Consider the following 24,825-nt stretch of genomic DNA (forward strand, 5'->3'; position numbering starts at 1 on the left):
GACGGTCGTGATGAGGCGGTCAGGCGTGGAAGGGCAGGCCGGCGTCGGCGGCGAGCTCCAGGTCGTCACCCTCCGGCGGCGGTACGAGGCTGGCGGAGCCGTCGCTGACGGGGACGACGCCGAGTTCGAGCAGCTCGGCCATGGCGGCGCTGCCGGCCATGTCGCGGACCTGGAGCTGGTAGCGGGCGGTGGTGCGGTAGGAGCCGCCCGCGTCGTCGCCGGTGCGCTGGAGGAAGCCGGAGTCGGTGAGGAAGGCGACGGCCTTGCCGACGATGCCGGTGGTGGAGCCGGCGAGCCGGCGGGCGTCCTTGGTGGCGCCGGTGGCGCTGCGGCGGGCGTAGATCCGCCAGGCGGCCTCCAGGCCGGGGGCGTCGGAGGCCGGGTCGGTGTTCACCCCCTGCTCCTCGGCGCGCTCTTCGAGGCGGCGGCAGGCCTGTCGTACGAAGGCGTCGACGCCGTTGACGGTGAGGCGGCCGATGTAGCCGTCGTCGGCCAGGTCCTCGGGGCGCGGGAAGGCCATGGCGGCTACGGCGAGGTGGGCGAGGCCGTGGAGGAAGCGGTCGGCTGAGTCGGTCGAGGCGCGGCGGGCGTAGTCGCCCATGCGGACGGCGAAGACGGAGTCCTCGCCGGCGGTGACGACCATGCCGGCGCGCGGGGAGACCTCCAGGACGACGAGTCCGAGGCCGGTGGCGACGGCGTCGGCGAGGCGTGCGAAGGCGGTGTCCTCGCGGTAGCGCCGGAGCAGCTCGGCGTACTCGGCGTCGCGGGCGGGCAGCAGCTTGGGCTGGAGCCCGAAGGAGACCAGCCGGGCGGCGTCGGCGGCGTCGGCCGGGGTGACGGCCGACGAAGCGGCGGTCTGCGAGGGCTCCGGCTCGCTCCACGCGTCGGCGTGCTCTGCGTGGTGTTCGCTCACGGCTGGGGCTCCTCGGTACGGGTGGTCGGTGATGCGTCGGGTCGGGGCAGCGGCAGGCGTACGGGCGTGACGCTCACGGCGGGCCGCCGCGCACGGGCCGCGGCGGCCGCCTCGTCCGTCAGCCGGATGGCCCGCACATAGGGCGCGGGGCTCCGCCGTACGGGCTCGGCGACGGGCACGGCACCCACGCGGGCCCGGCGGGGTGCCAGCGCCGTTGCCGTTGCCGTTGCCGTTGCCGGATCGTGAGCGGGTGCCTCGTCCGGGCCGGGCCGCGCGTCGGGGTCTGCGGGCGATTCGTCCGAGGTCACGGGCCCCGGGCCGGGCCGCGCGTCCGGAGCCGCGGGTGCCTCGTCCGAAGCCAGGGGCCCCTGCGTGGGCGATGCGGGAGCGGCGGTGGGTCCCGTGGGCAGCGCGACCGCCCCCGGAAGTGTTTCGTCCGACCGCGTGGGCAGTGCGGCGGGTGACGACGGCAGTGGTCCGTCGTGCGTCGGCGCGGGGTCGGTCATGATGCCTCCGAGCGGTCCGCCGCCATGCCCGCCGCGTCCAGCAGGGCCGTACCCACTATCAGGTCCGCGCCGCCGAACTCCTCGTCGTCGAGCGGAGTGCCGTCGTCGACGGCGAACAGCAGGCGCTCCTCGCCCTGGCGGTAGGCCGTGCCGACCGGGGGGCTCGCCGCGTGCACGGCGAGGAGGGCGACCAGGTACGGGAGGTCCGGGTCGCGGAGGCGGGCGTCGGCGAGGAGGCCGGAGAGGCGGCGCGGGGCGTCGTGTTCCAGGTCGAGAAGTTCCATCGCGCTCGCCAGCTGCTCCTCGCTGAACCGGCTGTCGTCGGGCGTGGCGATCAGGTCCGGCTCGGGCATCTCGGCGCCGAGGTGCTCTCGCTCGACGGGCGGGGTGAGCAGCATGTCGACGAGGTCGCCGACGCGCACCGACACGGGCGTGCGCAGTCCGGTGCCCTTGGCGAAGAAGGCGTCGGTGACCTTGGTCGCCTGCTCGACGGGAAGCGGCAGGAGCGGGGCGACGAGCTGGCCGTACAGGTCTATCCCGGTGTACGACGTCGGCGCGGCGAAGGCCTGCCGGTCCTGCTCGGCGCGGAACAGCGGCCCGGCCTCCAGGAGGCGGGACTGGAGCTGGGTGTGCCGGCGGATGCAGTCCTTGACGATGTCGACCAGTTCGGCGGCGCGGCGCTTGTGTTCCTGGTCCTCGGCCTCGTCACGGGCCTTGCGGATGTTGGTGAGGATCGCGTTCTCGTGGCGGTAGCGGTCAGCGACGTGGTCGAGCGCCTCGGCGATCATGTCGGGGACGGCGCTGAGCCAGTCGACGGCGCGGACGTTGCGCCGGGTCGCCTCCAGGGTCTTGCGGAGGGTCTCGGCGTACTGCACGGTGCGGTAGCGCGCCTGCTCGGCGGCGAGCTGGGCGTCGGCGAGCCTGCCCCGGCTGATCAGGACCTCCAGCTTCACCTCCGCGGCGATCTGGGCGCTGGTGACGTCGGTGTCGAGGGCGCCGACGAGGACGTTGACCGCTTCGTCGGTCGTACGGAGGTAGACGCTGCCGCCGGGGCCGGGGACCTCTTCGAGGAGTTTGAAGTCGTAGTCGCGGCGGGTGTAGACGCCGTCGGCGCCGAAGGTGCCGTACACGGCGCGGAAGCCGCGGTCGACGCTGCCGACGTTGATCAGGTTCTCCAGGACCCAGCGGGCGACGCGCTCGTGCTCGGCGGCGGGGCGGGTGGGTGCCTGGGCGGCGACGCGGGGCAGCAGCCGGGCGACGATCTGTTCGTGGTCGGCGCCGGTGTCGAAGTCCATGGTGAGTGTGACGAGGTCGATGGCGGCGAGGGCGACCTCGGCCATCGCGTAGATCGAGTACTCGCCGGCGAGGTTCGCCTTGCGCACGTCCAGGTCGTGCAGCGGGGCGGTGCACGCGAGCGCGCGGAGGCGCCGCGCGAGCCCTTCGTCGGCGGCCGGGCCCGGCGCGGGCCGCGGCCCCGCGCTGAGCTGGGGCGGAGCGAGGTCCGTCGAGGCAGGCGAAGTCACGGTGCACAGATTAGGTCCTCGCACTGACAACGGTCGAAACGGCGCAGATGCGACCGGCTTCGCCGCACCACCGCCGGGCCGTCGGTCGCCCGCACCACCGCCCGGCCGCCGACTCCCCCGTCGCAGACCGCCCGGCCGCCCCCGCTGCGGCGGCCCGCTCAGGCGTCGGTGACCGCCGGGTCGTCGACCGCCTTCGCGTAGACCTCGACGATCCGGGTGCGGGAGTCGTCGAGGTAGCGGGCGAGGAGCCGCTCGGCCGTGGTGCGTTCACCAGCCAGCAGCGCGTCCAGAATCTCCCGGTTTCGTACGAGATAGGGCTGGTGCAGTCCGCGCGCGTCGTCCACGACGTGGAAGGCCAGGCGGAGTTCGGCGAGCACCCCTCGCATCAGTTCGTCCGTGCGCGCGCTGCCCGCCATCGCGACCAGTTCGCGGTGGAAGTGGATGTTGGCCGTGGAGACGCCCGTCCAGTCCGCCGCGCGGGCCGCCCTCTCGCCCTCCTCGACGGCCGCCACCAGGCCGTCGAGGCCGAACGGCGGTTCGCCGAGGCTCCGTACGACGGCGCATTCGACCAGGCGCCGGGTGCGGTAGATGTCGGCGACGTCCTCGACGGCGAGCACCCGGACGAAGACGCCCCGATTGAGCTCGTGGACGAGCAGCCGTTCATGGGTGAGCAGCCGGAACGCCTCGCGCAGTGTGTTGCGGGACACACCGAGCGCGCCGCCGATGCTGTCCTCCGACAGCCGGGTGCCGGGCGGGAAGAAGCCCTCGGCGATCCGGGTCCGCAGGATGTCCGCGACCCGCTCCGCCGTACTCGTCCTGCTCAACAGGGCCCGGTCGTCCGCGAGTTCGTCGATTCCGCTCACCCTGCTCGTTCCCTCCGTCGCCCGCGCCCGAGTCGGCCGAGTCCATCGTAGAAGCAAGAACGAGCCAACACGCCTCTTGTCGGATCGTTGAACGATCCTCTACGTTGTTCGGCACCGCACAGCCATCCCGTACGTCCTCAGGCACGCTCCTCCCCCTCTGCGAGGTGCAGATGAGCACGACACAGACCCAGCAGCAGACCCAGGGCGAACGCCCCGACGACACGGGCGCGTTCGCCTGGCTGCGCGCCCTCGGGCCGCGCGGCCGGCGCGCCTTCGGCGGCGCTTTCGGCGGATACGCCCTCGATTCCTATGACTTCTTCACCCTGCCGCTGTCGATGGTGGCCATCGCCGCCTACTTCAGCCTCGACAAGGGCCAGACCGGTCTGCTGACCACGGTCACCCTCGTCGTCTCGGCGATCGGCGGCGCGCTCGCCGGCATCCTCGCCGACCGCATCGGGCGCGTGAAGGCGCTGATGATCACGGTCGTCACCTACGCGCTCTTCACCGTGCTGTGCGGCTTCGCGCCCAACTACGAGACGCTCCTCGTCTTCCGCGCCCTGCAGGGCCTCGGCTTCGGCGGCGAATGGGCGGTCGGCGCGATCCTGGTCGCCGAGTACGCCTCCGCCAAGCACCGGGGCCGTACCCTCGGCGCCGTCCAGAGCGCCTGGGCGGCCGGCTGGGCACTCGCCGTGATCGTCTACACGCTGGTCTTCCAGTTCGTCGACGCGGACACCGCCTGGCGGGTCATGTTCTGGACCGGCGCGCTGCCGGCGTTCCTGGTCGTCTACGTCCGGCGGAACGTCGAGGACGCCCCGCAGGCCGCCGAGGCGCGGCGCGCGAGCACCGAACGGGGCTCGTTCACCGCCATCTTCAAGCCGTCGCTGCTGCGCACCACGCTCTTCGCGGTGCTGCTGTCGACCGGTGTGCAGGGTGGTTACTACACCCTGGCGACCTGGGTCCCGACCTTCCTGAAGACCGAACGCGGACTGACCGTCGTCGGCACCGGCGGCTATCTGACCTTCCTGATCTCCGGCGCCTTCATCGGCTATCTGACCGGGGGTTACCTCACCGACCGGCTCGGCCGGAAGAAGAACATCGCCCTGTTCGCGGTGCTCTCCGCCGTCTGCATCGTGGCCTACACCAACATCCCCGCCGGGGCGAACACACTCATCCTCGTCCTCGGCTTCCCGCTCGGCTTCTGCATGTCGGCCATCTTCAGCGGCTTCGGCTCCTTCCTGGCGGAGCTGTACCCGACGGCGGTACGGGGCACCGGTCAGGGCTTCACGTACAACACGGGCCGCGCGGTGGGCGCCGTCTTCCCCACCCTGGTGGGCTTCCTCGCCGAGAGCTGGGGCGTCGGTGGCGCGCTGGTCTTCGGGGCCATCGGCTACGGGCTCGCCGTCCTGGCGCTGCTCGGGCTGCCGGAGACCCGGGGAAGGGAACTGGCATGAGCGGCCCGGCGATCGCCCCTCCGCACGCAGAACGCCGCACGCGCGCCGCCGCGCCGCCGTCTGACCCGTACCACCCGCACGACCAGGGACGGAAGGAACCGACACCATGACCTGGGCCTCGATCGACCTCAACGCCGACCTCGGAGAGGGCTTCGGCCGCTGGACGCTGACCGACGACGGGGCGCTGCTCTCGGTGGTCACCAGCGCCAATGTGGCTTGCGGGTTCCACGCCGGGGACGCGGTCACCATGCGGCGCGTCTGCGAGCTGGCGGCGGCGCGCGGGGTACGGATCGGGGCCCAGGTGTCCTACCGCGACCTGGCCGGCTTCGGACGGCGCTCGATGGACGTCCCGGCGGAGGAGCTGGCGGCCGAGATCGCGTACCAGATCGGCGCCTTGGCGGTCTTCGCGCGGGCGGCCGGGTCACGGGTGTCGTACGTCAAGCCGCACGGGGCGCTCTACAACCGGGTGGTCCGCGACGAGGAGCAGGCGCGGGCGGTCGTCGACGGGGTTCTGCTCGGGGGCGGCGGTGAGCGCCTTCCGGTGCTGGGGCTGCCGGGCTCGAAGCTGCACGAGGCGGCGGAGAAGGCGGGACTTCCGGTCGTCACGGAGTCCTTCGGGGACCGGGCGTACACGGCGGACGGCACCCTGCTGCCACGGGGACGGGAGGGTGCCGTCGTCACGGATCCGGCGGAGGTCGTGGAACGGTCGGTGTCCATGGCCCGGTTCGGCGTGGTGACCTCCCACTGCGGGCGGTCCGTCGCCGTACGGGCGCGGTCGCTCTGTCTCCACGGGGACACCCCGGGCGCGGTGGAGCTCGCCCGGCGGGTCCGTGCCGAGCTGGAGGCGGCCGGGGTTCGGGTGGAGGCGTTCGCATGAGAGCGCGCCGGGTGTTCCGGGTGGGCGAGCGGGCGCTGCTCGTCGAGCTCGCGAGCGGGGAGGCGACGGAGGCGTTCCACGCCGAGCTGCTGCGGCGCCGGGCGGGCGGTGCGCTGCCCCCCGTACGGGAGATCGTGCCGGCGGCGCGGACGGTGCTGCTCGACGGGGTCGACGCCCCGGACGCGCTGGCCCGGGAGCTGCGGGAGTGGACGATCCCGCAGCTCCACGCGCGCGTGGAGCGGGCCGTCGAGGTACCGGTCCGCTACGACGGTCCCGATCTGGCGGAGGTGGCCGCGCTGTGGGGCGTCTCCGTGGAGGCGGCCGTGCGGATCCACTCGGGCACCGGTTTCCGGGTCGCGTTCTGCGGTTTCGCGCCCGGGTTCGCCTATCTGACGGGCCTGGGCGGACAGTACGAGGTGCCGCGCCGGGCGACTCCGCGCACCGCGGTCCCGGCGGGCTCGGTCGCGCTCGCGGGGCCGTACACGGGCGTGTACCCGCGCTCCTCCCCCGGCGGCTGGCAGCTGATCGGCACCACGGACGCGGTGCTGTGGGACACCGCGCGGGAGCCCGCCGCACTGCTCACACCGGGCACGCGGGTCCGCTTCGTGGTGGACGGCCGATGACCGATCGTGCCTTCGCCGTCGTACGGGCAGGGGCGCTGACCACCGTGCAGGACCTGGGGCGGCCGGGCTACGCGCACCTCGGGGTGCCGCGCTCGGGGGCGATGGATCCGGGGGCGGCGCGGCTCGTGAACCGGCTGGTCGGCAATCCGGAGGGCGCTGGAGTGCTCGAGACCACGGTCGACGGGTGTGCGCTGCGGCCCCGGTGCGCGGTGACGGTGGCGGTGGGCGGCGCGCCATGCCCTGTCACGGTCGACGGCCGGCCGGTGGCCTGGGGTACGGCGGTACGGGTCGGGGCGGGGGCGCTGCTCCAGGTCGGCGCGGCCGTGAGCGGCCTGCGCGGCTATGTCGGCCTGGGTGGCGGCGTCGCCGTGGAGCCCGTTCTCGGCAGCCGCTCCACCGATCTGCTGTCCGGGCTCGGCTCGGCTCCGCTGGCGGACGGGGCGGTGCTGCCGCTGGGCCCGGAGCCGCCCGCGCGGTTTCCGGTCGACGTTCCTCCGTGGTCGGGCCCGGCGGACGAACTCGCACTGCGGGTCCGGCTCGGGCCGCGGCACGAATGGTTCTCCCCCGCGGCCCTGGAAACGTTCGCCACGCGCACGTACCGGGTCTCCCCGTCGAGCAATCGCATCGGCCTGCGCACCGAGGGCCCGCCCCTGGAGCGGTCCGTGACCGGCGAGCTGCCCAGTGAGGGCATGGTGCTGGGGGCGGTCCAGGTGCCTCCGGACGGGCGCCCGGTGGTGTTCCTGGCCGATCATCCGACGACCGGTGGCTACCCGGTGGTGGCGGTGGTACGGGAGGCCGATCTGGCCGCCGCGGCGCAGGCGGTGCCGGGGACGGTCGTACGGTTCGTGCCCGTCGGCTGAGGCCCCGGCATGCCGGGAACGGTCGTACGGTTCGTGCCCGTCGGCTGAGCTCCCGGGGTCCCGTCGCGTCTCAGCGTTCCATGGGCGCGCAGCCGCCTCCGGTGCGCGGCTCGGGGGTGTGCCGGTCGGGGGTTCCGTATCCCCCGCCGCCGGGGGTGCGCACGACGAGGACGTCGCCCGGTCCCACGTCGACCGCGTCGACCCCGCCGAGGCGCTCGACGGTGCCGTCGGCACGTTCGACCGTGTTCTCGCCGAGCGCGCCCGGTGCCCCGCCGGCCATGCCGTAGGGCGGCACCCGGCGGTGGCCGGTCAGCAGGGCCACGGTCATCGGCTCCAGGAAGCGGATCCGGCGTTCGGTGCCGTCGCCGCCCCGCCAGCGGCCGGCCCCGCCGCTCCCGCCGCGTACCGCGAAGGAGTCCACCCGTACCGGATAGCGCCATTCCAGGATCTCGGGATCGGTGAGCCGGGAGTTGGTCATATGGGTCTGGACGGCGTCGGCTCCGTCGAACCCCTCGCCCGCGCCGGACCCGCTCGCCACCGTCTCGTAGTACTGCACGCGCGCGTTGCCGAAGGTCACGTTGTTCATCGTCCCCGAGCCCTCGGCCTGGACGCCGAGGGCCGCGTACAGCGCGCCGGTGATCGCCTGGGAGGTCTCGACGTTGCCCGCGACGGTGGCGGCGGGGTAGGCGGGCGCGAGCATCGAGCCGGGCGGGACGCTGATCTCCAGGGGTTCCAGGCAGCCGCTGTTGAGGGGGATGTCGTCGTCGACGAGGGTCCGGAAGACGTACAGGACGGCGGCCATGACCACGGAGGTGGGCGCGTTGGTGTTGTCGGGCCGCTGCGGGGAGGTGCCGGTGAAGTCGAGGACGGCGGAGCGCCGTTCGCGGTCGACGCGCACCGCGACCTGGATGATCGCGCCGCTGTCCGTCTCGTAGCGGCAGAAGCCGTCGCGCAGGTGGGTGACGATCCGCCGGACGGACTCCTCGGCGTTGGCGCGTACGTGCCGCATGTACGCGTGGACGACGTCGAGGCCGAACTGGTCGACCGTCTTGCGTAGTTCCTCGATGCCCTTCTCGTTGGCGGCGATCTGGGCGCGCAGGTCGGCGAGGTTGGTGTCCGGGTCGCGCGAGGGGTGGCTCGCGCCGGTCAGCAGCGCCCGTGTCTCCGCCTCCCGCAGGCGTCCGCCCCGTACGAGAAGCCAGTTGTCGAGGAGGACGCCCTCCTCGTGGACGGTCCGGCTGAAGGCGGGCATCGAGCCGGGGGAGATGCCGCCGATCTCGGCGTGGTGACCTCGCGAGGCGACCAGGAAGCGGAGTTCGGACCCGGTGTCGTCGAAGACCGGTGTCACGACCGTGATGTCCGGGAGGTGGGTGCCGCCGTGGTACGGGTCGTTGACCGCGTAGACGTCGCCGGGGCGCAGCGAGTCGCCGCGCCTGCGCAGCACCTCCTTGATGGACTCGCCCATCGAACCGAGGTGGACGGGGATGTGGGGCGCGTTGGCGATGAGGTTGCCGTCGGCGTCGAAGAGCGCGCAGGAGAAGTCGAGGCGCTCCTTGATGTTGACGGAGTGGGCGGTGTTCTCCAGGCGTACGCCCATCTGCTCGGCGATCGCCATGAAGAGGCTGTTGAAGACCTCCAGGAGGACCGGGTCGGCCTCCGTGCCGACGGCGACGCGCGCGCGCCGGGGCAGCACGCGCGCGAGGACGAGGTGTCCGCCGTCCGCGGCGGTCGCCCGCCAGCCGGCGTCGACGACGGTGGTGGCGTCGGCCTCGGCCAGGATGGCGGGGCCGGTGACGGTGTCGCCGGGGCGCAGGTCCTCCCTTCGGTACAGCGGCGTGTCCGCGGCGCCGTCGCCGCTGTACATCCGTACCGTCGCCCGGGCCGCCGGCTCTCTGGCGCGGTCTCCTGCGTCGACGACCACCGGGCCATGGGGCCCGGCGAGACCCGCGGCCTCCACCGAGACCGCCTCGACGACCAGGGGCCGGTCCATGGTGAAGGCGTACCGCGCGCGGTGCATGGCGGTGAAGGCGGCGGTCATCTCCTCCGGGGAGGCGAGGTCGACGAGGAGGCTCGCGTCCGTGCCGGCGTAACGCAGCAGTACGCGCGCGTGGGTGGTGACGGCGGAGTCCGCGAGACCGTCCGCGCGCAGCTCCGCCCGGGTCGTGTCGGCGAGTTCGGCGCAGAGGGCGCGCACGCGCGCGTGCGTCTCCGGACCGTCGAGCTCCGCCTCGACGGAACGCTCCCGCATGGCGGTGGCGTCGGCGAGGCCGATGCCGTACGCGGAGAGGACACCGGCGAGGGGCGGTACGAGGACGGTGTCGATGCCCAGGGCGTCGGCGACGGCGCAGGCGTGCTGGCCGCCGGCGCCGCCGAAGCTGGTGAGGGCGTAGCGGGTGACGTCGTGCCCGCGCTGGACGGAGATCTTCTTGACCGCGTTGGCCATGTTGAGGACCGCGATCTCCAGGAAGCCGGCGGCGACCTGCTCGGGGGTGCGGCCGCCGCCGATCCGCCGGGCGAGGGCCGTGAACCGCTCCCGTACGGCGGCGGTGTCGAGCGGCTGGTCGCCGGTCTCGCCGAAGACGGCGGGGAAGTGGGCGGGCTGGACGCGGCCGAGCATGACGTTGGCGTCGGTGACGGTCAGGGGGCCGCCGCGGCGGTAGCAGGCCGGCCCGGGGACGGCGCCAGCGGAGTCGGGGCCGACGCGGTAGCGCCGTCCGTCGTAGTGGAGGACGGAGCCGCCGCCCGCGGCGACGGTGTGGATGCTCATCATCGGAGCCCGCATCCGCACGCCCGCGACCTGTGTACCGAGTTCACGCTCGAACTCGCCGGCGTAGTGCGACACATCGGTGGAGGTGCCGCCCATGTCGAAGCCGATGACCCGGTCGAAGCCCGCCTGCCCGGACGTGCGGGCCATGCCGACGACCCCGCCGGCCGGGCCGGACAGGACGGCGTCCTTGCCGCGGAAGTGGGCGGCTTCGCGCAGGCCCCCGTTGGACTGCATGAACATCAGCCGTACTCCGGCGAGTTCGCGGGCCACCTCGTCGACGTAGCGGCGCAGGATCGGGGAGAGGTAGGCGTCGACGACGGTGGTGTCGCCCCGGGGCACGAGTTTGACGAGGGGGCTGACCTCGTGGGAGCAGCTGACCTGCGGATAGCCGAGCGCCCGGGCGATGGCGGCGATCCGGGCCTCGTGGTCGGGGTGGCGGTAGCCGTGCATGAGGACGACGGCGACGGAGCGGTATCCGTCGCGGCGGGCCGCCGCCAGCGCCTCGGTGACGGCGTCCTCGTCGAGCGGCCTCACCACGTGCCCGTGGGCGTCCAGGCGCTCGGGTGCCTCGACGACCCGTTCGTGGACGGCCTCGGGGAGCACGATGTGGCGGTCGAAGAGCCGGGGCCGGTTCTGGTAGGCGATGCGCAGCGCGTCCCGGAAGCCCTCGGTGACGACGAGGACGGTCGGTTCGCCGCGTCGTTCCAGAAGGGCGTTGGTGGCGACGGTGGTGCCCATCTTGACGACGTCGATCTCGTCGGCGGGGACGGGGTCGTCGGGGCCGAGTCCGAGGAGGAGCCGGATTCCGGCTACGGCCGCGTCGTGGGGGCGGGCGGGGTCGTGGGAGAGGAGCTTGCGGGTGACGAGCCGGCCGTCGGGCCGCCGGCCGACGACATCGGTGAAGGTGCCGCCCCGGTCGATCCAGAACTCCCAGCGCCCGCTCATCTCCCCATTGTGGCCGCCGCACGGTCCAGGGACACCGCCGCGAAGGCGTCGGACAGGGCGTGTTCGGCCCGGCGGTCGAGACGGGCGGCGGTGCCCGCCGCCTTATGCCGCAGCTCCGTACCGGCCAGGTGCAGCAGCTGGGGCAGCAGGTCGTGGCAGCGGCGCACCACCCAGCCCGTGCCGGCCGTGGCCAGCCACAGCAGGGCGTCGGCGCGGCTGGGCGGCGCCTGATCGGGCTCCGTCGAGGGCGGCGCGCCGTGGGCGAGGCCCCGGTCGGCGAGGAGGGCGTGGAAACCAGCGGCGATCGCGCGGTGGCCGCGCTCGCCGGGGTGCAGTCGGTCGGCGCTCCACAGGGTGCGGTCGTCGGTCCACGCGCTGTCGGCGAGATGGAGATGGACGGCGCCGTAGCGGGCGGACACGGCGTGGACGAGGGCGTTGACGGCCTGCTGGCGCCGGGCGAGGGGGCGGGCGAGCGGCGCCGGGAGGCCGAGCATCCGGCCGGGGTCGGGCAGACAGGCCGTGAGGAGTACGGCTCCGAGTCCGGCCAGGTCCCCGCAGACCCGGTCGAGGCGGCGGGCGAACCGCTCGATGTCGAAGGTGTGTCGCAGGGTGTCGTTGACCCCGACGACGACGGACGCGAGGTCGGGCCGGAAGGCGGTCGCCGCGGCCGCCTGGGCCTCGGCGACGTCCCGGCTCAGCGCCCCGCTGACGGCGAAGTTGCGGAACTCCACCCGCCGGCCGGGCCCGCAGAGCCCGTCCGCGAGCAGTGCGGCCCATCCCCGCCACGCTCCGTCGACCCGGTCGCCGACGCCCTCGGAGAGGGAGTCACCGAGCGCGGCGAAGCGGAGCGGGGCGGGCGGAGGCGGGCTCGCGCGCGCGTGGCCGGGGTCGCAGGACGCTTCACCTGCCCGCCGGGGGCCCGGAAACGCCTCTACGCGGGCGTGCCCGGGCATCACCGGCAGCGGGTCGGCGCCGACCGGCACGGCCAGGGGTTGAACGATCCCGTGCGCCCGGAAGGCGGGCTGGCCGACGGCGGGCTCGGGAGCGGTCGGGGGTGCCGGGGGCGTCGGGTCGGGGAGGCGGTCGGGGCCAGGGGGAGCCGTGGTGGTCGGGGGCACCGGGGACCTGGAGTCGGGGAGGCGGTCGGGGCCGGGGCGAGCCGTGGTCGTCATGGGCGGGCACCCTGCGTCGGGATGCGGAGCAAGGCCGGGGGCGCGTCGTGGGCCTGGAGGAAAGCGGCGACCGAGCGGTCCCATGCGAAGAGTTCCGCACGCGCGCGTGCCGCGGCCCGGCGTTCGGGCTCGGGGCGAAAGAGCAGCTCACGGACGGCCGTGGCGAAGGCAGCCGGGTCGTCCGGCGCGCAGGCGCCCGCGTCGCCGAGGACCTCCGGCAGGGCGGAGGAGGCGCTGGCGACGACAGGCGTGCCGCAGGCGAGGGCCTCCAACGCCGAGAGGCCGAACGTTTCCGCGGGTCCGGGCGCCAGGCAGACGTCCGCGGCGGCCTGGAGGTCGGCGAGGGCCTCGCGGTCGGCGACATGTCCCAGGAACCGCACCGGCAGCCGTTCCTCCCGCGCCCTTCGCTCCAACGCGCCCCGCAGGGGCCCCTCACCGGCCACGACGAGCGCCGCCCGGACCCCGCGGCCGCGGAGTTCGGCGAGCGTATCGAGGGCTGTCCCCGGCCGCTTCTCCACGGAGAGCCGTGAGCACAGCAGCAACAGGACCCGCTCACCGTCCGCCTGCTTGGCCCGCAGGACGGTGCTGCGCCGACCCGGGCGGCAGCGCACCAGGTCCACGCCCAGCGGCGCCCGTACGACGTTGCGGGCCCCGATCCGTACGAACTCCCGCTCCGCCCACTCCGTGGTGCACACGATCCGCGAGTACGCCCACGCGCTGCGGCGGTTGAGCCGGTCCGCCGCGCGGGTGGCGGCCGCCTCCGGCACGCCCCAGGTGCGCAGCACGCCGTCCGCGGTCTCGTGGGAGACCATCACCGACGGCACCCTGGCTCGCCGGGCCCACTCCCCCGTCCAGCGCAGCGTCGTCCGGTCCGAGACCTCCAGCCGGTCGGGGGCGAGCGCGTCGAGGACGCGACGCAGCCGGCGCCGGTCGGCGAGCACGCGGTAGCCCCCGGTGCCGGGAAGCACGGGGCCGGGGAGGGTGATGATCCGCCCCTGGTCGGTGACCTGGTCGCTCGCGACGTCTCCGGGGACGACGAGAACGGGCTCGTGGCCGGCGGCGACGTAGCCACGGCCGAGCTGTTCGAGGGCGGTGCGCAGGCCGCCCGAAGTGGGCGTGACGAAGTTGGCGAGCCGGACGATGCGCAGCGTCGGCCCCGGACGGCCGCCCGGCGGGTCGGCTTCCGCCCCGCCGACGGCCACCGGGCCCGCCCGCAGGACGCCCGGAGCCGCCGTGCTCGTCACCCGTTCCCGAGCCGCCACGCCACCGGCCACGAGCCCGCCGGAGGCCGCGGCCGCCAGGGCGACCGCCCCGCCGCGCCCTGCGCCCGCCGTGCCCTCGTGCCTGTCGCCCCTGCGTCTGTCGCCCTGGTGCCTGTTCATGCTCATGCCGCCACCGCCGTCCGCTCGCGCAGGACCTCCCGGTAGTGGCCGATCAGCTCGTCGCCCACGGCCTCCCAGGTGCGGCCCTCCACCGCCGCGCGGCCTGCCGTCCCGTAGGAGGCGCGGAGGGTCGGGGCGGCCGCGAGCGAGGCGATCGCGTCGCGCATCGCGGTGGCCTCGCCCGGTGGGACGAGGAGCCCGGTCCGGCGGTGGTCGACGAGGTCGAGGGGGCCTCCGGCGGCCGGGGCGACGACGGGGACGCCGCTCGCCATCGCCTCCTGGACCGTCTGGCAGAAGGTCTCGTACGGCCCGGTGTGCGCGAACACGTCGAGCGAGGCGAAGATCCGCGCCAGGTCGGAGCCCGTACGGCGGCCGAGGAACATTGCTCCGGGCAGCGCCGCCCGCAGACCGGGCTCGCTTGGCCCGTCGCCGACGACCACCACCCGTACGCCCGGCAGTCCGCACACCCCGGCGAGCAGCTCGACGCGCTTCTCGGGAGCGAGCCGCCCGACGTAGCCGACCAGCAGTTCGCCACCGGGAGCGAGTTCGCGGCGCAGGGCCTCATCGCGCAGGACGGGCCGGAAGCGGTCCGTGTCGACGCCCCGCCGCCAGAGCCGTACGCGTCCGACGCCATGGGTCTCCAGGTCGCGGACGGCGGCGCTGGACGGCGCGAGGGTACGGTCGGCGGCACCGTGGACGGCCCGCAGCCGGCGCCAGGCGGCGCCCTCGCCCGCGCCGACGTAGGTGCGGGCATAGCCCGCGAGGTCGGTCTGGTAGACGGCGACGGCGGGCAGGCCGAGCCGGGTCGCGGCGGTCATACCGCGCACCCCGAGTACGAACGGGCTCGCCAGGTGCACGATGTCGGCCCGGTGCGCGGCGATCGTGTGGGCCACCCGGCGGCTGGGCAGGGCGACGCGGACCTGGGGGTAGCCGGGCAGCGGCAGGGACGGAACGCGGACCACCGGGCAGGGCAGCTCGTCGCCGGCCGGTGCGGTGGCCGGCCCGCACTCGACCGCTCCGGGCGTCGCGCCCGCCGCGGACGGACCGGAACCCGGCACCGCGGGCGCTATGACGAGCGGGTCATGACCGCGCCGGACGAGATGGCGGGCGGTCTGCTGGGCGCAGTGCGCCACTCCGTTGACATCGGGAGGGAAGGATTCGGTGACGATGACGACACGCATACCCGTGTTGTCGTCCCGCCCGGCGTGTCCCTGCCAACGTGGATCTGGACGCGCGGGGAACGTCCCATGAGCGTTTGCCCCGGCCTTCCTCCCTCAGCCGGGGCGCCCGTCCCCCGGGGCGGGGCCACATCGACGGGGCTTTCCCCGCCGCAGGCCGCGCCGCCCCGGGGGCGAGGGCGTCAGACCTGCAGGTCCGGCCCTATGCGGTTGCGTACGGCCGTCTGGACCTCGGCCTCCTCGGCCGGGTCGGCGGCCAGGCGCCGCAATCGCTCGGCCACCCGTACGTCGCCGGTCTCGGCGTGCAGCGCCGCGATCTCGCGCGTGGTCTCCTCGCAGTCCCAGAGGCATTCCACGGCGAAGCCGGTCGGATAGGTCGGGTCGGTGGCCGCGAGGGCGCGGGCCGTGCGGCCGCGCAGCTGGGAGGAGGCCGTCTCCCGGTAGACGTGGCGCAGCACGGGGGCCGCGCAGGCGATGCCGAGGCGTCCGGCGCCGTCGACGAGGGTGTAGAGGGCGGTGGCGTCGGGGCCCTCGGCCCGGACGGTCTCGCGGAGGGCGCCGAGGACGAGGGGGGCGTCCTGGGCCCCGCCCCGGCAGGCGAGGAGGCCGGCGGCCGCGGCGCCGAGCGCGTCGGGCCGGTGGACCCAGCCGCGGGCGCGGTCCACGGCGGCGGGGCCGCACATCCGCTCGAAGGCCGTGACGGCGGCTTCGGAGACGGTACGGGAGCCACCGCCGGCGGCGGCCTCGATGAGGTCGAGGACGGCGGGGTCCATGGCCTCGGCGAGGTAGTGCAGCGCGGCGCAGCGCGCGCCGTCGGGACCGCTGCGGGCGGCCTCGACGATGGCCGGCCGGTCCTCGGGTCCGGCGACGGCGGTCAGACAGCGGGCGGCCGGTCCGTGCAGGACGGCGCCGCGCTCCAGGCCCTCCTGGGCCCAGTCGAAGACCGCCTGGACGCTCCAGCCGGGTCGCGGCCCGCTCGGACGCATCTGGCGCTGCCAGCGGTCGAAGGAGCCCTGTTCCCGGGCGGCCCTGATCCGGCTGCCGACGGCGTCGCGCGGGTCCTCGGCCCACAGCCGCCACGGCCGGGGCTCGAAGGCGTCCCGTACGGTGCTCGCCAGTTCGGCGTCGCCCTCCGGGGTGGCCGGGAAGCGGGCGAGTACCGGCACGGCGAGCGCGCGCAGTCCGGCGTCGTCGTCGCGCAGGGCGAGCTCGTCGAGCGCCCACGCCCAGTTGGCGCCGGTCGCGGCGTACCGCCGGAGCAGCACGAGGGCGTCCTGACGGCCGTACGAGGCGAGGTGTCCGAGGACGGCGAGCGCGAGCCCGGTCCTGTTCTCCTCGGTGTCGAAGTGGTCCTCGGCCCCGAAGAGGTGGCTCTCGATCTCCTCGAGCCCGCCGTGCAGGTCGAGGTACAGGCGTGCGTAGTAGAGGGAGCGGTTCTCGACCTGCCAGTCGTGGCGGGGGTCGTGGAGAACGCAGTGGTTCAGGGCCGCGAGGGCCTCGGCGCGCGGCGCGGCGAGGGCGTGCAGGGTGCCGTCGCCGCGGCCCCTCTGCAGCAGGCCGAGCAGCGTGCCGCTCGGCGCTATGACTGGATCGAACATGGAGGATGCCTCACATCAAGCTGTCGACGAACCCGGGGGGACCGGGTACTGGTGATCGCCTAGGCCGCGCAGCAACATGGAGGGCCGCCAGTCGTCCTTCGCTTGGTGTTGACCATCTTCCTCTGCCTCTCGTCGGTGGCCCCCTGCGGGCCCGACGTCATGATGACCCAGCCATTTCGCCACCGCGACCACATTTACGACACCGCACTCACCTGGGGTTCGGCGTGCGTTGCCCGCCGCTTCACAAGGAGCCGAACAGTTCCAGGAGTTCGGCCTTCCCAAACATCCGCGCGGTGTCCACAGCGGACGGAGTGCCTGCTTCCGGATTTGCCCCGCCGGCGAGCAGGGCGCGGATCACGGCCTCCTCGCCCTTGAAGACCGCGCCGGCGAGCGGGGTCTGTCCCCGGTCGTTGGCGCGGTCCGCGTCGGCGCCGCGGTCGAGCAGGGCGGTCACCGCGTCGGCGTGACCGTGGTAGGCGGCGAGCATGACGAGGGAGTCGCCCTTGTCGTTGGTGAGGTTCGCCGGAACGCCCGCGTCGACGTAGGCGGCCAGCGTCTCGGCGTCCCCGGTGCGGGCCAGGTCGAAGACCTTGCCCGCCAGCTCGATGACCTCGGGGTCCGGAGTCTCGCTCATCGACGTGTACGCCTTTCCGTTCGTTCTTCTCGTTCTTCGGTTCCGCTCGTGGACCGCACCCGTACCGCCGTTGACCTGCACACGGCAGGCGCGGCCGTACGAGTGAATCGACAGGGTACTGCCCGTGCCGCGACATGGAGCGGGCCGTCCGAGGCAAGGATCACCGCAGCTCGGCCCGGCGCGAGGCCCGCCCCGGCTCGCACGCTCCGCGCGTCGGCCGACGGCGAGCCTGCCACCTCCGCCAGTCAAGTGAAATCGCCCGCTTTTCACCCATATGCACCTTTAATCGTATAGATACTTCCTGTGAACTTGGAAGGACTCATGGTGACTGTCCCCTCAACCAGGAGAACTCCTCATGATCCTGTCCATCTCAGGCGTGGTCCTGCTCGGCATCATCTGCTTCCTGTTCTTCAAGAAGGACGGCCTCAAGGCATCCCACGCCCTCGTCTGCTCGCTCTTCGGGTTCTACCTCGCGGGCACCGCCATCGCCCCCAGCATCACCGCGGGCGGCCAGAGTCTCGCCAGCCTCCTGGGCGGGATCAAGTTCTGACGCCCCTCAGCCCCTTCCACAACTCCAGGAGTACGACGTGGCCCGGCGACCACTCCCCCGCATTCTGAGCAGCGGCAGCGCCCAGATCGCTCGCAGTCGAGAGATGGCGCGCACGGCCGCCGACAGCGCCACCGATGTGCTACATCCGCTGATCACCATCACCCGTGGTCTGCGGAGGCTGGCCGCGACCGCGCGCGCCAGGTGGGCCGCCACTCCCAAGGAGCGGCGCGGTCCCACGCTGTTCCTGGTCGCGGCCTGCGTTCTCGTCGTCGCCCTCCTGCCGTACGGGCCGCTCCTCGCGCTCGTCTCGGTGATGGCGGCGGCCGCGTGGAAGGGGCGTGAGCGTCCGGTCGTGAGGACCGGGCCCGACGAGGCGGAGACCGAGCGGCTCAAGGGCCTGTACGAGGCGCTGGTGCCGTACTTCTCCGTCCCCGAGGACCCGGCCCCGCTCTTCGCCCACGGCGGCGACTGGAGCGGCGCCTTCGACGACCACGCCTTCGACGACGGCGGGCGCCTCACCCGCCTGCGGATCAAGTACCCCGCCTACTTCACCGACGGGGAGCCCGCCGCACGCGCCCGGATCGAGCAGCTGCTGCGCGCCAAGTCGGGGCGCGGGCGCGAGTACCTCTTCGACTGGGACGAGGAGGGCAACCAGCTCGTCATGAGCGTGCTGCCCGCCCTGCCCACCACGATCGCCGCCCAGCGTTTCGTCACCGTGCCCGGCGAGACGGTCCTCGGCTTCACCGACGCGGGCGCCGTGCAGCGGACCGTGCCGGTGCTCACCGCCGACGGCCCGGCCGACGCGCCCCCGGTGGTCTGGCGCACCGGGCCCCGCTCGACGGAGCCCCATCTGCTGGCCGTCGGCCAGCCCGGCAGCGGCACGACCTCCCTGCTGCGCTCCATCGCCCTGCAGGCCCTGCCGCACGGCGATGTGCTGATCATCGAGGGCGGCGGCACCGGCGAGTACGCCTGTCTGACCGGCCGCGCCGGGGTCCTGGCCGTCGAGTGCGGCCTCGCCGGGGCTCTGGCCAGCCTGGAGTGGGCCGCGCACGAGACGGAGCGGCGGCTGATCGCGGCGAACCGGGCCCGCCAGGCGGGCCATCCGGCCCCCGACGACACCCGGCGGCCGCTGTGGATCCTCCTCGACCGGCCGAGCATCCTCGGGCACCTGGCGGCGGCCGACGGCCGCACCGACCCGCAGGACCTGCTCCAGGTGCCGCTCAGGCACGGACGGGCCGCCCAGGTCACGGTCGTGGTGATCGAGCAGTTCGACAGCGTGGACGCCCTGAACGAGGCGGTACGGACGCACACCCGCGCCCGGGTCGTGCTCGGCCCCGCCTCCTCGGAGCAGATCGAGTCCGTCCTCGGCGTCGCGCCGCACACCACCCCGATCCCGGTCGTCCCACCGGGCCGCGGCTACGCCCGCCTCGGTACGGGCCCGGTGCTGCGGCTCCAGGTGCCGGCGACACCCGACCCGTACGACGACGCGACGAGCGAGGCGCACCGCCAGGCCGTCCTGGAGCTGCTCCCGGAGCGCCAGACCGCCACGGCGGCGGCGGTCGAGGCCGTCCCGGGCTCCGCACCGGACCCGGAGCCGGCGCCCGTCCACGCCCCGCAGCCGACCGCCGTCCACGCCCCGGACCCCGGCCCCGCGCCACGCCGCGCCCCCGACGCGGGGCCGGCACCGCGCCACGCGCCGGTGCCGGCGGAGGGCTGAGCGGACCTACAGCCGGAGGGCCGGTGCGGACGATGGTCCGCACCGGCCCTCCGTACGCCCGACGACACGGCGCCCGACGACACGGCGCCCGACCCGTCCCGACGCCCGACCCGACGCCCGTCCCACGTGACGCCGCCCCCCTGACCCGCCCTGCCGCTCCCCTACGCCACGAACGTCCTCGGCGGCTCCGCCCCCGTCGCCGCCCCCGCGCCCGATTCCACCAGGCGTGCCGCGGCCGCGAGACGGGAGGCCGCCTCCTCCGCGACGGGGCCGCCGACCGTGAACGGCAGGCGGACGTAGCCCTCGAAGGCGCCGTCCACGCCGAACCGGGGGCCCGAGGGCACCCGTACGCCGACCCGCTCGCCCGCCTCCGCCAGGCGCGAGCCCGACAGACCGCCCGTGCGGACCCAGAGCGTCAGGCCGCCGCGCGGGACATCGAACTCCCAGGTCGGCAGGGCGGCCCGGACCGCGGCGACGAGGGCGTCGCGGTTCTCCCGGGCCTGTTCGCGGCGGATGGTGACGGCCTGCTCCCAGCCGCCGGTCCGCATCAGCCAGTCGACGCCGAGCTGTTCGAGGACCGGGGTGCCGAGGTCGGCGTAGGCCCGGGCCGCGACCAGCGAGCGGATGACGTCGGGCGCGGCCCGCACCCACCCGATGCGCATGCCGGCCCAGAACGCCTTGCTGGCCGAGCCGACCGTGAGGACCGTCGAGCCTGCCGGGTCGAAGGCGCAGACCGGCCGGGGCATCACCAGGTCGTCCTCCAGGTACAGCTCGGACATGGTCTCGTCGACCACGAGGACCGTGCCGGCCGAGCGGGCCGCGTCCACCAGCTGTCGCCGCTGGTCCTCGTCGGCCAGGGCGCCCGTCGGGTTGTGGAAGTCCGCCACGACGTACGCCAGCCGCGGAGCGGCGTCGCGCAGCACCTGACGCCACAGGTTCAGGTCCCATCCGGCCAGGCCCTCGGCCATGGCGACCGGCACCAGTCGGGCTCCCGCCGCGCGCATGAGCTGGAGGATGTTGGCGTAGGACGGCGACTCGACGGCGATCCGCTCGCCGCGCCCGGCGAAGAGGTGGCAGATGGCGTCGATGGCGCCCATCGCGCCCGTCGTCACCATGATCTGCTCGGGCATGGTCGGGATGCCCCGCTCGGTGTACCGGTCGGCGAGCATCTGCCGCAGCGCCGGCAGCCCCGCGGGGTAGTCCCCGTGCGTGTGGGCGTACGGCGCCAGCTCCTCCAGGGCTCCCTGGACGCTGCGCGTGAGCCACGGCTCGGGCGCGGGCAGCGCCGCGCAGCCGAGGTCGATCATCGAGCCGAGGGACTCGGGCGGCAGCGGTTCGAGCCCGCGGGCGGGCAGCGGGTTCCCGGCGGGTACGGCGGTCCAGCTGCCGGCGCCGCGCCGCGACTCCAGGAACCCCTCGGCGCGCAGCGCCTCGTACGCCGCCGCCACCGTCGTACGGCTCACGGTCAGCGCCAGTGCCAGCTCCCGCTCGGCGGGCAGCCGCGCGGCGACCGGGACCCGGCCCTCCAGCACGAGGAGGCGGATGCCGTCGGCCAGCGCGCGGTAGGCGGGCGGCTTGCGGGTCCCCGGCCCGGCGGGACGGGGCTGCTGCGCCTGAAGCTGACGGGCCAACTGGGCCGGCCCGACCGCCGAAGTCCACTGAGCCATGGAAACCAGTCCACCTTCCTCGAATTGGCCATGGTTGGTCTGCGATCCCCCGCCACAGAGTGTCATGAGTCAGTCCACTACCACCACAGGGGGCACTCGCTTGTCCATCACGACCTTCACCACGGGCCTGCGCGGCCGGCACCTCACCCGCCGGCTCGCGCAGTTGTACGCCGGGCTGGCGCTGTACGGGATCAGCTCGGCGCTCCTGGTGCGCGGCGGGCTCGGCCTGGAGCCCTGGGGGGTGCTTCACCAAGGTCTGGCCGAGCGGACCGGGCTGACCATCGGTGTGGTGTCGATCGTCGTCGGCGCGGTCGTGCTGCTGCTGTGGATCCCGATCCGGCAGAGGCCTGGCCTGGGCACCGTCTCGAACGTCTTCGTGATCGGGGTGGCGATGGACGGCACCCTGGCGCTCGTCCCCGACGTCCACGGCCTGGCGGGCCAGATCCCGCTGATGATCGTCGGCATCGTCCTCAACGGCATGGCGACGGGGCTCTACATCGCCGCCCGCTTCGGCCCCGGTCCGCGTGACGGACTGATGACCGGTCTGCACCGGCTCACCGGCCGGTCGATCCGCCTGGTGCGTACGGCGCTGGAGGTCGCCGTCGTCTCCTCCGGTTTCGTGCTCGGCGGCTCGGTCGGGGTCGGCACGGTCCTGTACGCGCTGTCCATCGGCCCCCTCGCCCAGTTCTTCCTGCGCCGGTTCGCCATTCCCGAGGTGAGCGCGCGCAGCACCGTGGTCGCCTCCGGGTCACCGGAGCAGGCCATACTGCCCCGGTGACTCGCGTACGCCACCCCTATCTCGACCACCCGTCGCCCATCCCGTTCGCCCACCGCGGCGGCTCGGCCGGCGGCCTGGAGAACACCGCGGCCGCCTTCCGACGGGCCGCGGCGGCCGGTTACCGCTACTTCGAGACCGATGTGCACACCACCGCGGACGGGGCGCTGGTCGCCTTCCACGACGCGACGCTCGACCGGGTCACGGACGCGACCGGCCGGATCCGGGATCTGCCGTGGGACGCGGTCCGGGAGGCGCGGGTGGCCGGCAAGGAGCCGCTCCCGCTCTTCGAGGAGCTCCTCGAGGAGTTCCCCGAGGCCCGCTGGAACGTGGACCTGAAGGCGGAGTCGTCGCTGGCGCCGCTGGTCGGTCTGATCGAGCGGACGGGCGCCTGGGACCGGGTCTGCGTGGGCTCCTTCACCGAGGCGCGGGTGGCCAGGGCGCAGCGCCTGGCGGGGCCGCGGCTGGCCACCTCGTACGGCGTGAAGGGCGTGCTCGGGCTGTGGCTGCGGTCCTTCGGCATACCGGCGGCGCTGCGCGCGGGCGCGGTCGCCGCCCAGGTGCCGGAGAGCCAGGGAGGGATCCCCGTGGTGGACCGGCGTTTCGTCCGGGAGGCGCACGCGCGCGGTCTGCAGGTGCACGTCTGGACCGTCAACGATCCGGAGCGGATGAACTCTCTCCTCGACCTGGGGGTGGATGGCATCATGACCGATCATCTGGAGACGCTGCGCGCGGTGCTCACCGACCGGGGGGTGTGGGTCTGAGCGCGCGTCCCGCCACGGGGACGAACGAGGGGGCGCGGCCTTGACCGCCAACACCGCCGAGCCGGAGGAGCACACCGCCGATCCCGCCGACCGCAGACGCGAGCAACGCGGCTGGTATTTCTACGACTTCGCCTGCTCGGTCTACTCGACCAGCGTGCTGACCGTGTTCCTCGGCCCCTATCTGACGTCGGTCGCCAAGGCGGCGGCGGACGCGGAGGGGTTCGTCCACCCGCTGGGGATCCCGGTGCGGGCGGGCTCGCTGTTCGCCTACGCCGTCTCGGCCTCGATCGTGGTGGCGGTGTGCGTGATGCCGCTGGTGGGCGCGGCCGCGGACCGTACGGGGCGGAAGAAGCCGCTGCTCGCCGTCGCGGCGTATCTGGGCGCGGCGGCCACCACGGGCATGTTCTTCCTGGACGGCGACCGGTATCTGCTCGGCGCGTTCCTGCTGATCGTCGCGAACGCCTCGCTCGCCGTCTCGATGGTGCTCTACAACGCCTATCTCCCGCAGATCGCCGAGCCGGACGAGCGGGACGCGGTCTCCTCGCGGGGCTGGGCCTTCGGCTATACGTCGGGGGCCCTGGTGCTGGTCCTCAACCTGGTCCTGTACTCGGGGCACGACTCCTTCGGCGTGTCGGAGGGGACGGCGGTACGGATCTGTCTGGCGTCGGCGGGTGTGTGGTGGGGCGCCTTCACCCTCGTACCGCTGCGCAGGCTCCGGGACCGCCGGGTGCGGGAGACAGGCGGTGAGGGGGCCGTCGGCGGTGGCTGGCGGCAACTCATGGCAACGCTCAGGGACATGCGGCGCCATCCGCTGACGCTCTCCTTCCTGCTGGCGTATCTCGTCTACAACGACGGGGTGCAGACGGTGATCTCGCAGGCGTCGATCTACGGCTCGGAGGAGCTGGGCCTGGAGCAGACGACGCTGATCACCGCGGTGCTCCTGGTGCAGGTGCTCGCCGTCGCGGGCGCTCTCGGGATGGGGCGGATGGCGCGTTCGTACGGCGCCAAGCGGACGATCCTGGTGTCCCTGGCCGTCTGGACGCTGATCCTGGCGGCCGGGTACTTCCTGCCGGCCGGCGCGCCGGTGGCGTTCTTCTGTCTGGCGGCGGCGATCGGTCTCGTCCTCGGCGGCAGCCAGGCGCTGTCTCGCTCGCTCTTCTCCCATCTGGTGCCGCGTGGCAAGGAGGCGGAGTACTTTTCGGCCTACGAGATGAGCGACCGGGGTCTGAGCTGGCTGGGGCCACTGGTGTTCGGTCTCGCGTATCAGCTGACCGGCAGTTACCGCGATGCCATCATCTCCCTGGTGATCTTCTTCGCGGTAGGTTTCGTCCTGCTCGCGCGGGTACCGGTACGGCGTGCCGTGGCCGCCGCGGGCAACCCGGTTCCGGAGCGGATTTAGACGCGGAAGTGAAAGGCCGGTAGTGTACGCCTTTGGCCTGCCAGGCGGACCGTTACTGCGTGCTGCTTTAGTGAAGGCGCTGGGTGACATCTGCTGCCAGATGTGACAAACCGGGCACTGGTGGGTAGAACAAGGGGCGGCACGACGGGCGACGCATGACCCGGAACGGGAATCTTTACCGCCGACCGGACGTTGACCGGATGACGACGACAGCGACACCTGTCCTGTGGGCGACAAGCCCGGGAGGCACGATTCATGAGTGAGCGAGCTCTTCGCGGCACGCGCCTCGTGGTGACCAGCTACGAGACCGACCGCGGCATCGATCTGGCCCCGCGCCAGGCCGTGGAGTACGCATGCGAGAAGGGCCATCGTTTTGAGATGCCCTTCTCGGTGGAAGCGGAAATTCCGCCGGAGTGGGAGTGCAAGGTCTGCGGAAGCCAGGCACTTCTGGTGGACGGGGACGGCCCCGAGGAGAAGAAGGGCAAGCCGGCGCGTACGCACTGGGACATGCTGATGGAGCGGCGCACGCGTGAGGAGCTGGAGGAGGTGCTGGCCGAGAGGCTGGCGGTCCTGCGTTCCGGCGCCATGAACATCGCCGTCCATCCGCGAGACAGCCGCAAGTCCGCATAGGCGGACGGCGCGGTCCGAAGCAACGCCGCGG

At 73.8% G+C, this 24,825-nt stretch carries 21 protein-coding genes; 10 read left to right on the forward strand and 11 right to left on the reverse strand.

Annotation, left to right across the window (positions count from 1 at the left end; genetic code table 11):
* Positions 1-19: 19 nt before the first annotated feature.
* From ACIRB4_RS12785 to ACIRB4_RS12800, 4 genes are all read right to left on the reverse strand, one after another.
* On the reverse strand, positions 20-913 hold the full coding sequence (locus ACIRB4_RS12785; RefSeq protein ID WP_403290519.1) for a hypothetical protein: 894 nt from the start codon (positions 911-913) through the stop codon (positions 20-22).
* A complete protein-coding gene (locus tag ACIRB4_RS12790) occupies positions 910-1,092 on the reverse strand; it encodes a hypothetical protein (RefSeq protein ID WP_403290521.1) in 183 nt (60 codons plus the stop codon). The genes ACIRB4_RS12785 and ACIRB4_RS12790 overlap by 4 nt, the downstream gene beginning before the upstream one ends.
* Positions 1,093-1,415: 323 nt before the next feature.
* A complete protein-coding gene (locus ACIRB4_RS12795; RefSeq protein WP_403290524.1) occupies positions 1,416-2,942 on the reverse strand; it encodes a hypothetical protein in 1,527 nt (508 codons plus the stop codon).
* A gap of 158 nt (positions 2,943-3,100) precedes the next feature.
* Positions 3,101-3,805 carry a GntR family transcriptional regulator gene (locus tag ACIRB4_RS12800; RefSeq protein ID WP_403290527.1) on the reverse strand — a complete coding sequence of 235 codons (705 nt, stop codon included), beginning with the start codon at positions 3,803-3,805 and terminating at the stop codon, positions 3,101-3,103.
* 170 nt (positions 3,806-3,975) lie between these two features.
* On the opposite strand from ACIRB4_RS12800, the gene ACIRB4_RS12805 reads away from it, so the two are divergent.
* The 4 genes from ACIRB4_RS12805 (at position 3,976) to ACIRB4_RS12820 (ending at position 7,616) form a co-directional block, all read left to right on the forward strand.
* Positions 3,976-5,256, forward strand: coding sequence for an MFS transporter (locus tag ACIRB4_RS12805; RefSeq protein ID WP_403290529.1), 1,281 nt, complete (start codon positions 3,976-3,978; stop codon positions 5,254-5,256).
* Positions 5,257-5,362: 106 nt separating this feature from the next.
* On the forward strand, positions 5,363-6,133 hold the full coding sequence (locus tag ACIRB4_RS12810; protein WP_403290531.1) for a LamB/YcsF family protein: 771 nt from the start codon (positions 5,363-5,365) through the stop codon (positions 6,131-6,133).
* Positions 6,130-6,756, forward strand: a complete 627-nt coding sequence (gene pxpB, locus ACIRB4_RS12815; protein ID WP_403290533.1) for a 5-oxoprolinase subunit PxpB — start codon at positions 6,130-6,132, stop codon at positions 6,754-6,756. The genes ACIRB4_RS12810 and pxpB overlap by 4 nt, the downstream gene beginning before the upstream one ends.
* Complete coding sequence (locus ACIRB4_RS12820; protein WP_403290535.1) at positions 6,753-7,616, forward strand: biotin-dependent carboxyltransferase family protein; 864 nt, start codon at positions 6,753-6,755, stop codon at positions 7,614-7,616. Before pxpB ends, ACIRB4_RS12820 begins: the two co-directional genes overlap by 4 nt.
* A gap of 70 nt (positions 7,617-7,686) precedes the next feature.
* Here ACIRB4_RS12820 and ACIRB4_RS12825 read toward each other — a convergent pair whose 3' ends face one another.
* The 6 genes from ACIRB4_RS12825 to ACIRB4_RS12850 all read right to left on the reverse strand — a co-directional run bounded on the left by ACIRB4_RS12825 (position 7,687) and on the right by ACIRB4_RS12850 (position 17,292).
* Positions 7,687-11,328: a hydantoinase B/oxoprolinase family protein gene (locus ACIRB4_RS12825; protein ID WP_403290536.1), complete on the reverse strand. Its 3,642-nt coding sequence runs from the start codon at positions 11,326-11,328 to the stop codon at positions 7,687-7,689.
* A complete protein-coding gene (locus ACIRB4_RS12830; protein WP_403291217.1) occupies positions 11,325-12,281 on the reverse strand; it encodes an SGNH/GDSL hydrolase family protein in 957 nt (318 codons plus the stop codon). The genes ACIRB4_RS12825 and ACIRB4_RS12830 overlap by 4 nt, the downstream gene beginning before the upstream one ends.
* 215 nt (positions 12,282-12,496) lie before the next feature.
* Positions 12,497-13,888 (reverse strand): glycosyltransferase, encoded by a 1,392-nt coding sequence (locus tag ACIRB4_RS12835; protein ID WP_403290538.1) that lies wholly within the window; start codon positions 13,886-13,888, stop codon positions 12,497-12,499.
* Positions 13,885-15,063, reverse strand: coding sequence for a glycosyltransferase family 4 protein (locus ACIRB4_RS12840; protein ID WP_403290541.1), 1,179 nt, complete (start codon positions 15,061-15,063; stop codon positions 13,885-13,887). The genes ACIRB4_RS12835 and ACIRB4_RS12840 overlap by 4 nt, the downstream gene beginning before the upstream one ends.
* A gap of 179 nt (positions 15,064-15,242) precedes the next feature.
* Positions 15,243-16,658, reverse strand: a complete 1,416-nt coding sequence (locus tag ACIRB4_RS12845) for a HEAT repeat domain-containing protein (RefSeq protein ID WP_403290543.1) — start codon at positions 16,656-16,658, stop codon at positions 15,243-15,245.
* 241 nt (positions 16,659-16,899) lie between these two features.
* On the reverse strand, positions 16,900-17,292 hold the full coding sequence (locus ACIRB4_RS12850) for an ankyrin repeat domain-containing protein (protein WP_403290545.1): 393 nt from the start codon (positions 17,290-17,292) through the stop codon (positions 16,900-16,902).
* Positions 17,293-17,647: 355 nt separating this feature from the next.
* Here ACIRB4_RS12850 and ACIRB4_RS12855 point away from each other — a divergent pair, with 355 nt between their 5' ends.
* Entirely contained in the window at positions 17,648-17,842 is a 195-nt protein-coding gene (locus tag ACIRB4_RS12855) for a hypothetical protein (protein ID WP_361232465.1), read from the forward strand.
* 37 nt (positions 17,843-17,879) lie between these two features.
* Positions 17,880-19,559 (forward strand): hypothetical protein, encoded by a 1,680-nt coding sequence (locus tag ACIRB4_RS12860; protein WP_403290547.1) that lies wholly within the window; start codon positions 17,880-17,882, stop codon positions 19,557-19,559.
* Between the two features lie 161 nt (positions 19,560-19,720).
* On the opposite strand, the gene ACIRB4_RS12865 is transcribed toward ACIRB4_RS12860, so the two are convergent.
* Positions 19,721-21,226 carry a PLP-dependent aminotransferase family protein gene (locus tag ACIRB4_RS12865; protein WP_403290548.1) on the reverse strand — a complete coding sequence of 502 codons (1,506 nt, stop codon included), beginning with the start codon at positions 21,224-21,226 and terminating at the stop codon, positions 19,721-19,723.
* Between the two features lie 64 nt (positions 21,227-21,290).
* On the opposite strand from ACIRB4_RS12865, the gene ACIRB4_RS12870 reads away from it, so the two are divergent.
* The 4 genes from ACIRB4_RS12870 (at position 21,291) to ACIRB4_RS12885 (ending at position 24,794) form a co-directional block, all read left to right on the forward strand.
* Positions 21,291-22,004: a YitT family protein gene (locus ACIRB4_RS12870; protein ID WP_403290550.1), complete on the forward strand. Its 714-nt coding sequence runs from the start codon at positions 21,291-21,293 to the stop codon at positions 22,002-22,004.
* Positions 22,001-22,765 (forward strand): glycerophosphodiester phosphodiesterase family protein, encoded by a 765-nt coding sequence (locus ACIRB4_RS12875; RefSeq protein WP_403290552.1) that lies wholly within the window; start codon positions 22,001-22,003, stop codon positions 22,763-22,765. The genes ACIRB4_RS12870 and ACIRB4_RS12875 overlap by 4 nt, the downstream gene beginning before the upstream one ends.
* 40 nt (positions 22,766-22,805) lie before the next feature.
* Positions 22,806-24,164 carry an MFS transporter gene (locus ACIRB4_RS12880; RefSeq protein ID WP_403290554.1) on the forward strand — a complete coding sequence of 453 codons (1,359 nt, stop codon included), beginning with the start codon at positions 22,806-22,808 and terminating at the stop codon, positions 24,162-24,164.
* Positions 24,165-24,419: 255 nt separating this feature from the next.
* Entirely contained in the window at positions 24,420-24,794 is a 375-nt protein-coding gene (locus ACIRB4_RS12885; protein WP_026278069.1) for an RNA polymerase-binding protein RbpA, read from the forward strand.
* Positions 24,795-24,825 lie beyond the last annotated feature (31 nt).

Source organism: Streptomyces sp. NPDC093600 (genome assembly GCF_044764755.1).
Taxonomy (GTDB): domain Bacteria; phylum Actinomycetota; class Actinomycetes; order Streptomycetales; family Streptomycetaceae; genus Streptomyces.

What these genes read in the sequence shown, in the direction of transcription:
- ACIRB4_RS12885 (WP_026278069.1), top strand. Translation starts at nt 24,420, where the DNA reads ATGAGTGAGCGAGCTCTTCGCGGCACGCGCCTCGTGGTGACCAGCTAC.
- ACIRB4_RS12810 (WP_403290531.1), top strand. Translation starts at nt 5,363, where the DNA reads ATGACCTGGGCCTCGATCGACCTCAACGCCGACCTCGGAGAGGGCTTC.
- ACIRB4_RS12865 (WP_403290548.1), bottom strand. Translation starts at nt 21,226, where the DNA reads ATGGCTCAGTGGACTTCGGCGGTCGGGCCGGCCCAGTTGGCCCGTCAG.
- ACIRB4_RS12825 (WP_403290536.1), bottom strand. Translation starts at nt 11,328, where the DNA reads ATGAGCGGGCGCTGGGAGTTCTGGATCGACCGGGGCGGCACCTTCACC.
- pxpB (WP_403290533.1), top strand. Translation starts at nt 6,130, where the DNA reads ATGAGAGCGCGCCGGGTGTTCCGGGTGGGCGAGCGGGCGCTGCTCGTC.
- ACIRB4_RS12870 (WP_403290550.1), top strand. Translation starts at nt 21,291, where the DNA reads ATGAGTCAGTCCACTACCACCACAGGGGGCACTCGCTTGTCCATCACG.
- ACIRB4_RS12830 (WP_403291217.1), bottom strand. Translation starts at nt 12,281, where the DNA reads ATGCCCGGGCACGCCCGCGTAGAGGCGTTTCCGGGCCCCCGGCGGGCA.
- ACIRB4_RS12835 (WP_403290538.1), bottom strand. Translation starts at nt 13,888, where the DNA reads ATGAGCATGAACAGGCACCAGGGCGACAGACGCAGGGGCGACAGGCAC.
- ACIRB4_RS12850 (WP_403290545.1), bottom strand. Translation starts at nt 17,292, where the DNA reads ATGAGCGAGACTCCGGACCCCGAGGTCATCGAGCTGGCGGGCAAGGTC.
- ACIRB4_RS12855 (WP_361232465.1), top strand. Translation starts at nt 17,648, where the DNA reads ATGATCCTGTCCATCTCAGGCGTGGTCCTGCTCGGCATCATCTGCTTC.
- ACIRB4_RS12820 (WP_403290535.1), top strand. Translation starts at nt 6,753, where the DNA reads ATGACCGATCGTGCCTTCGCCGTCGTACGGGCAGGGGCGCTGACCACC.
- ACIRB4_RS12805 (WP_403290529.1), top strand. Translation starts at nt 3,976, where the DNA reads ATGAGCACGACACAGACCCAGCAGCAGACCCAGGGCGAACGCCCCGAC.
- ACIRB4_RS12840 (WP_403290541.1), bottom strand. Translation starts at nt 15,063, where the DNA reads ATGCGTGTCGTCATCGTCACCGAATCCTTCCCTCCCGATGTCAACGGA.
- ACIRB4_RS12845 (WP_403290543.1), bottom strand. Translation starts at nt 16,658, where the DNA reads ATGTTCGATCCAGTCATAGCGCCGAGCGGCACGCTGCTCGGCCTGCTG.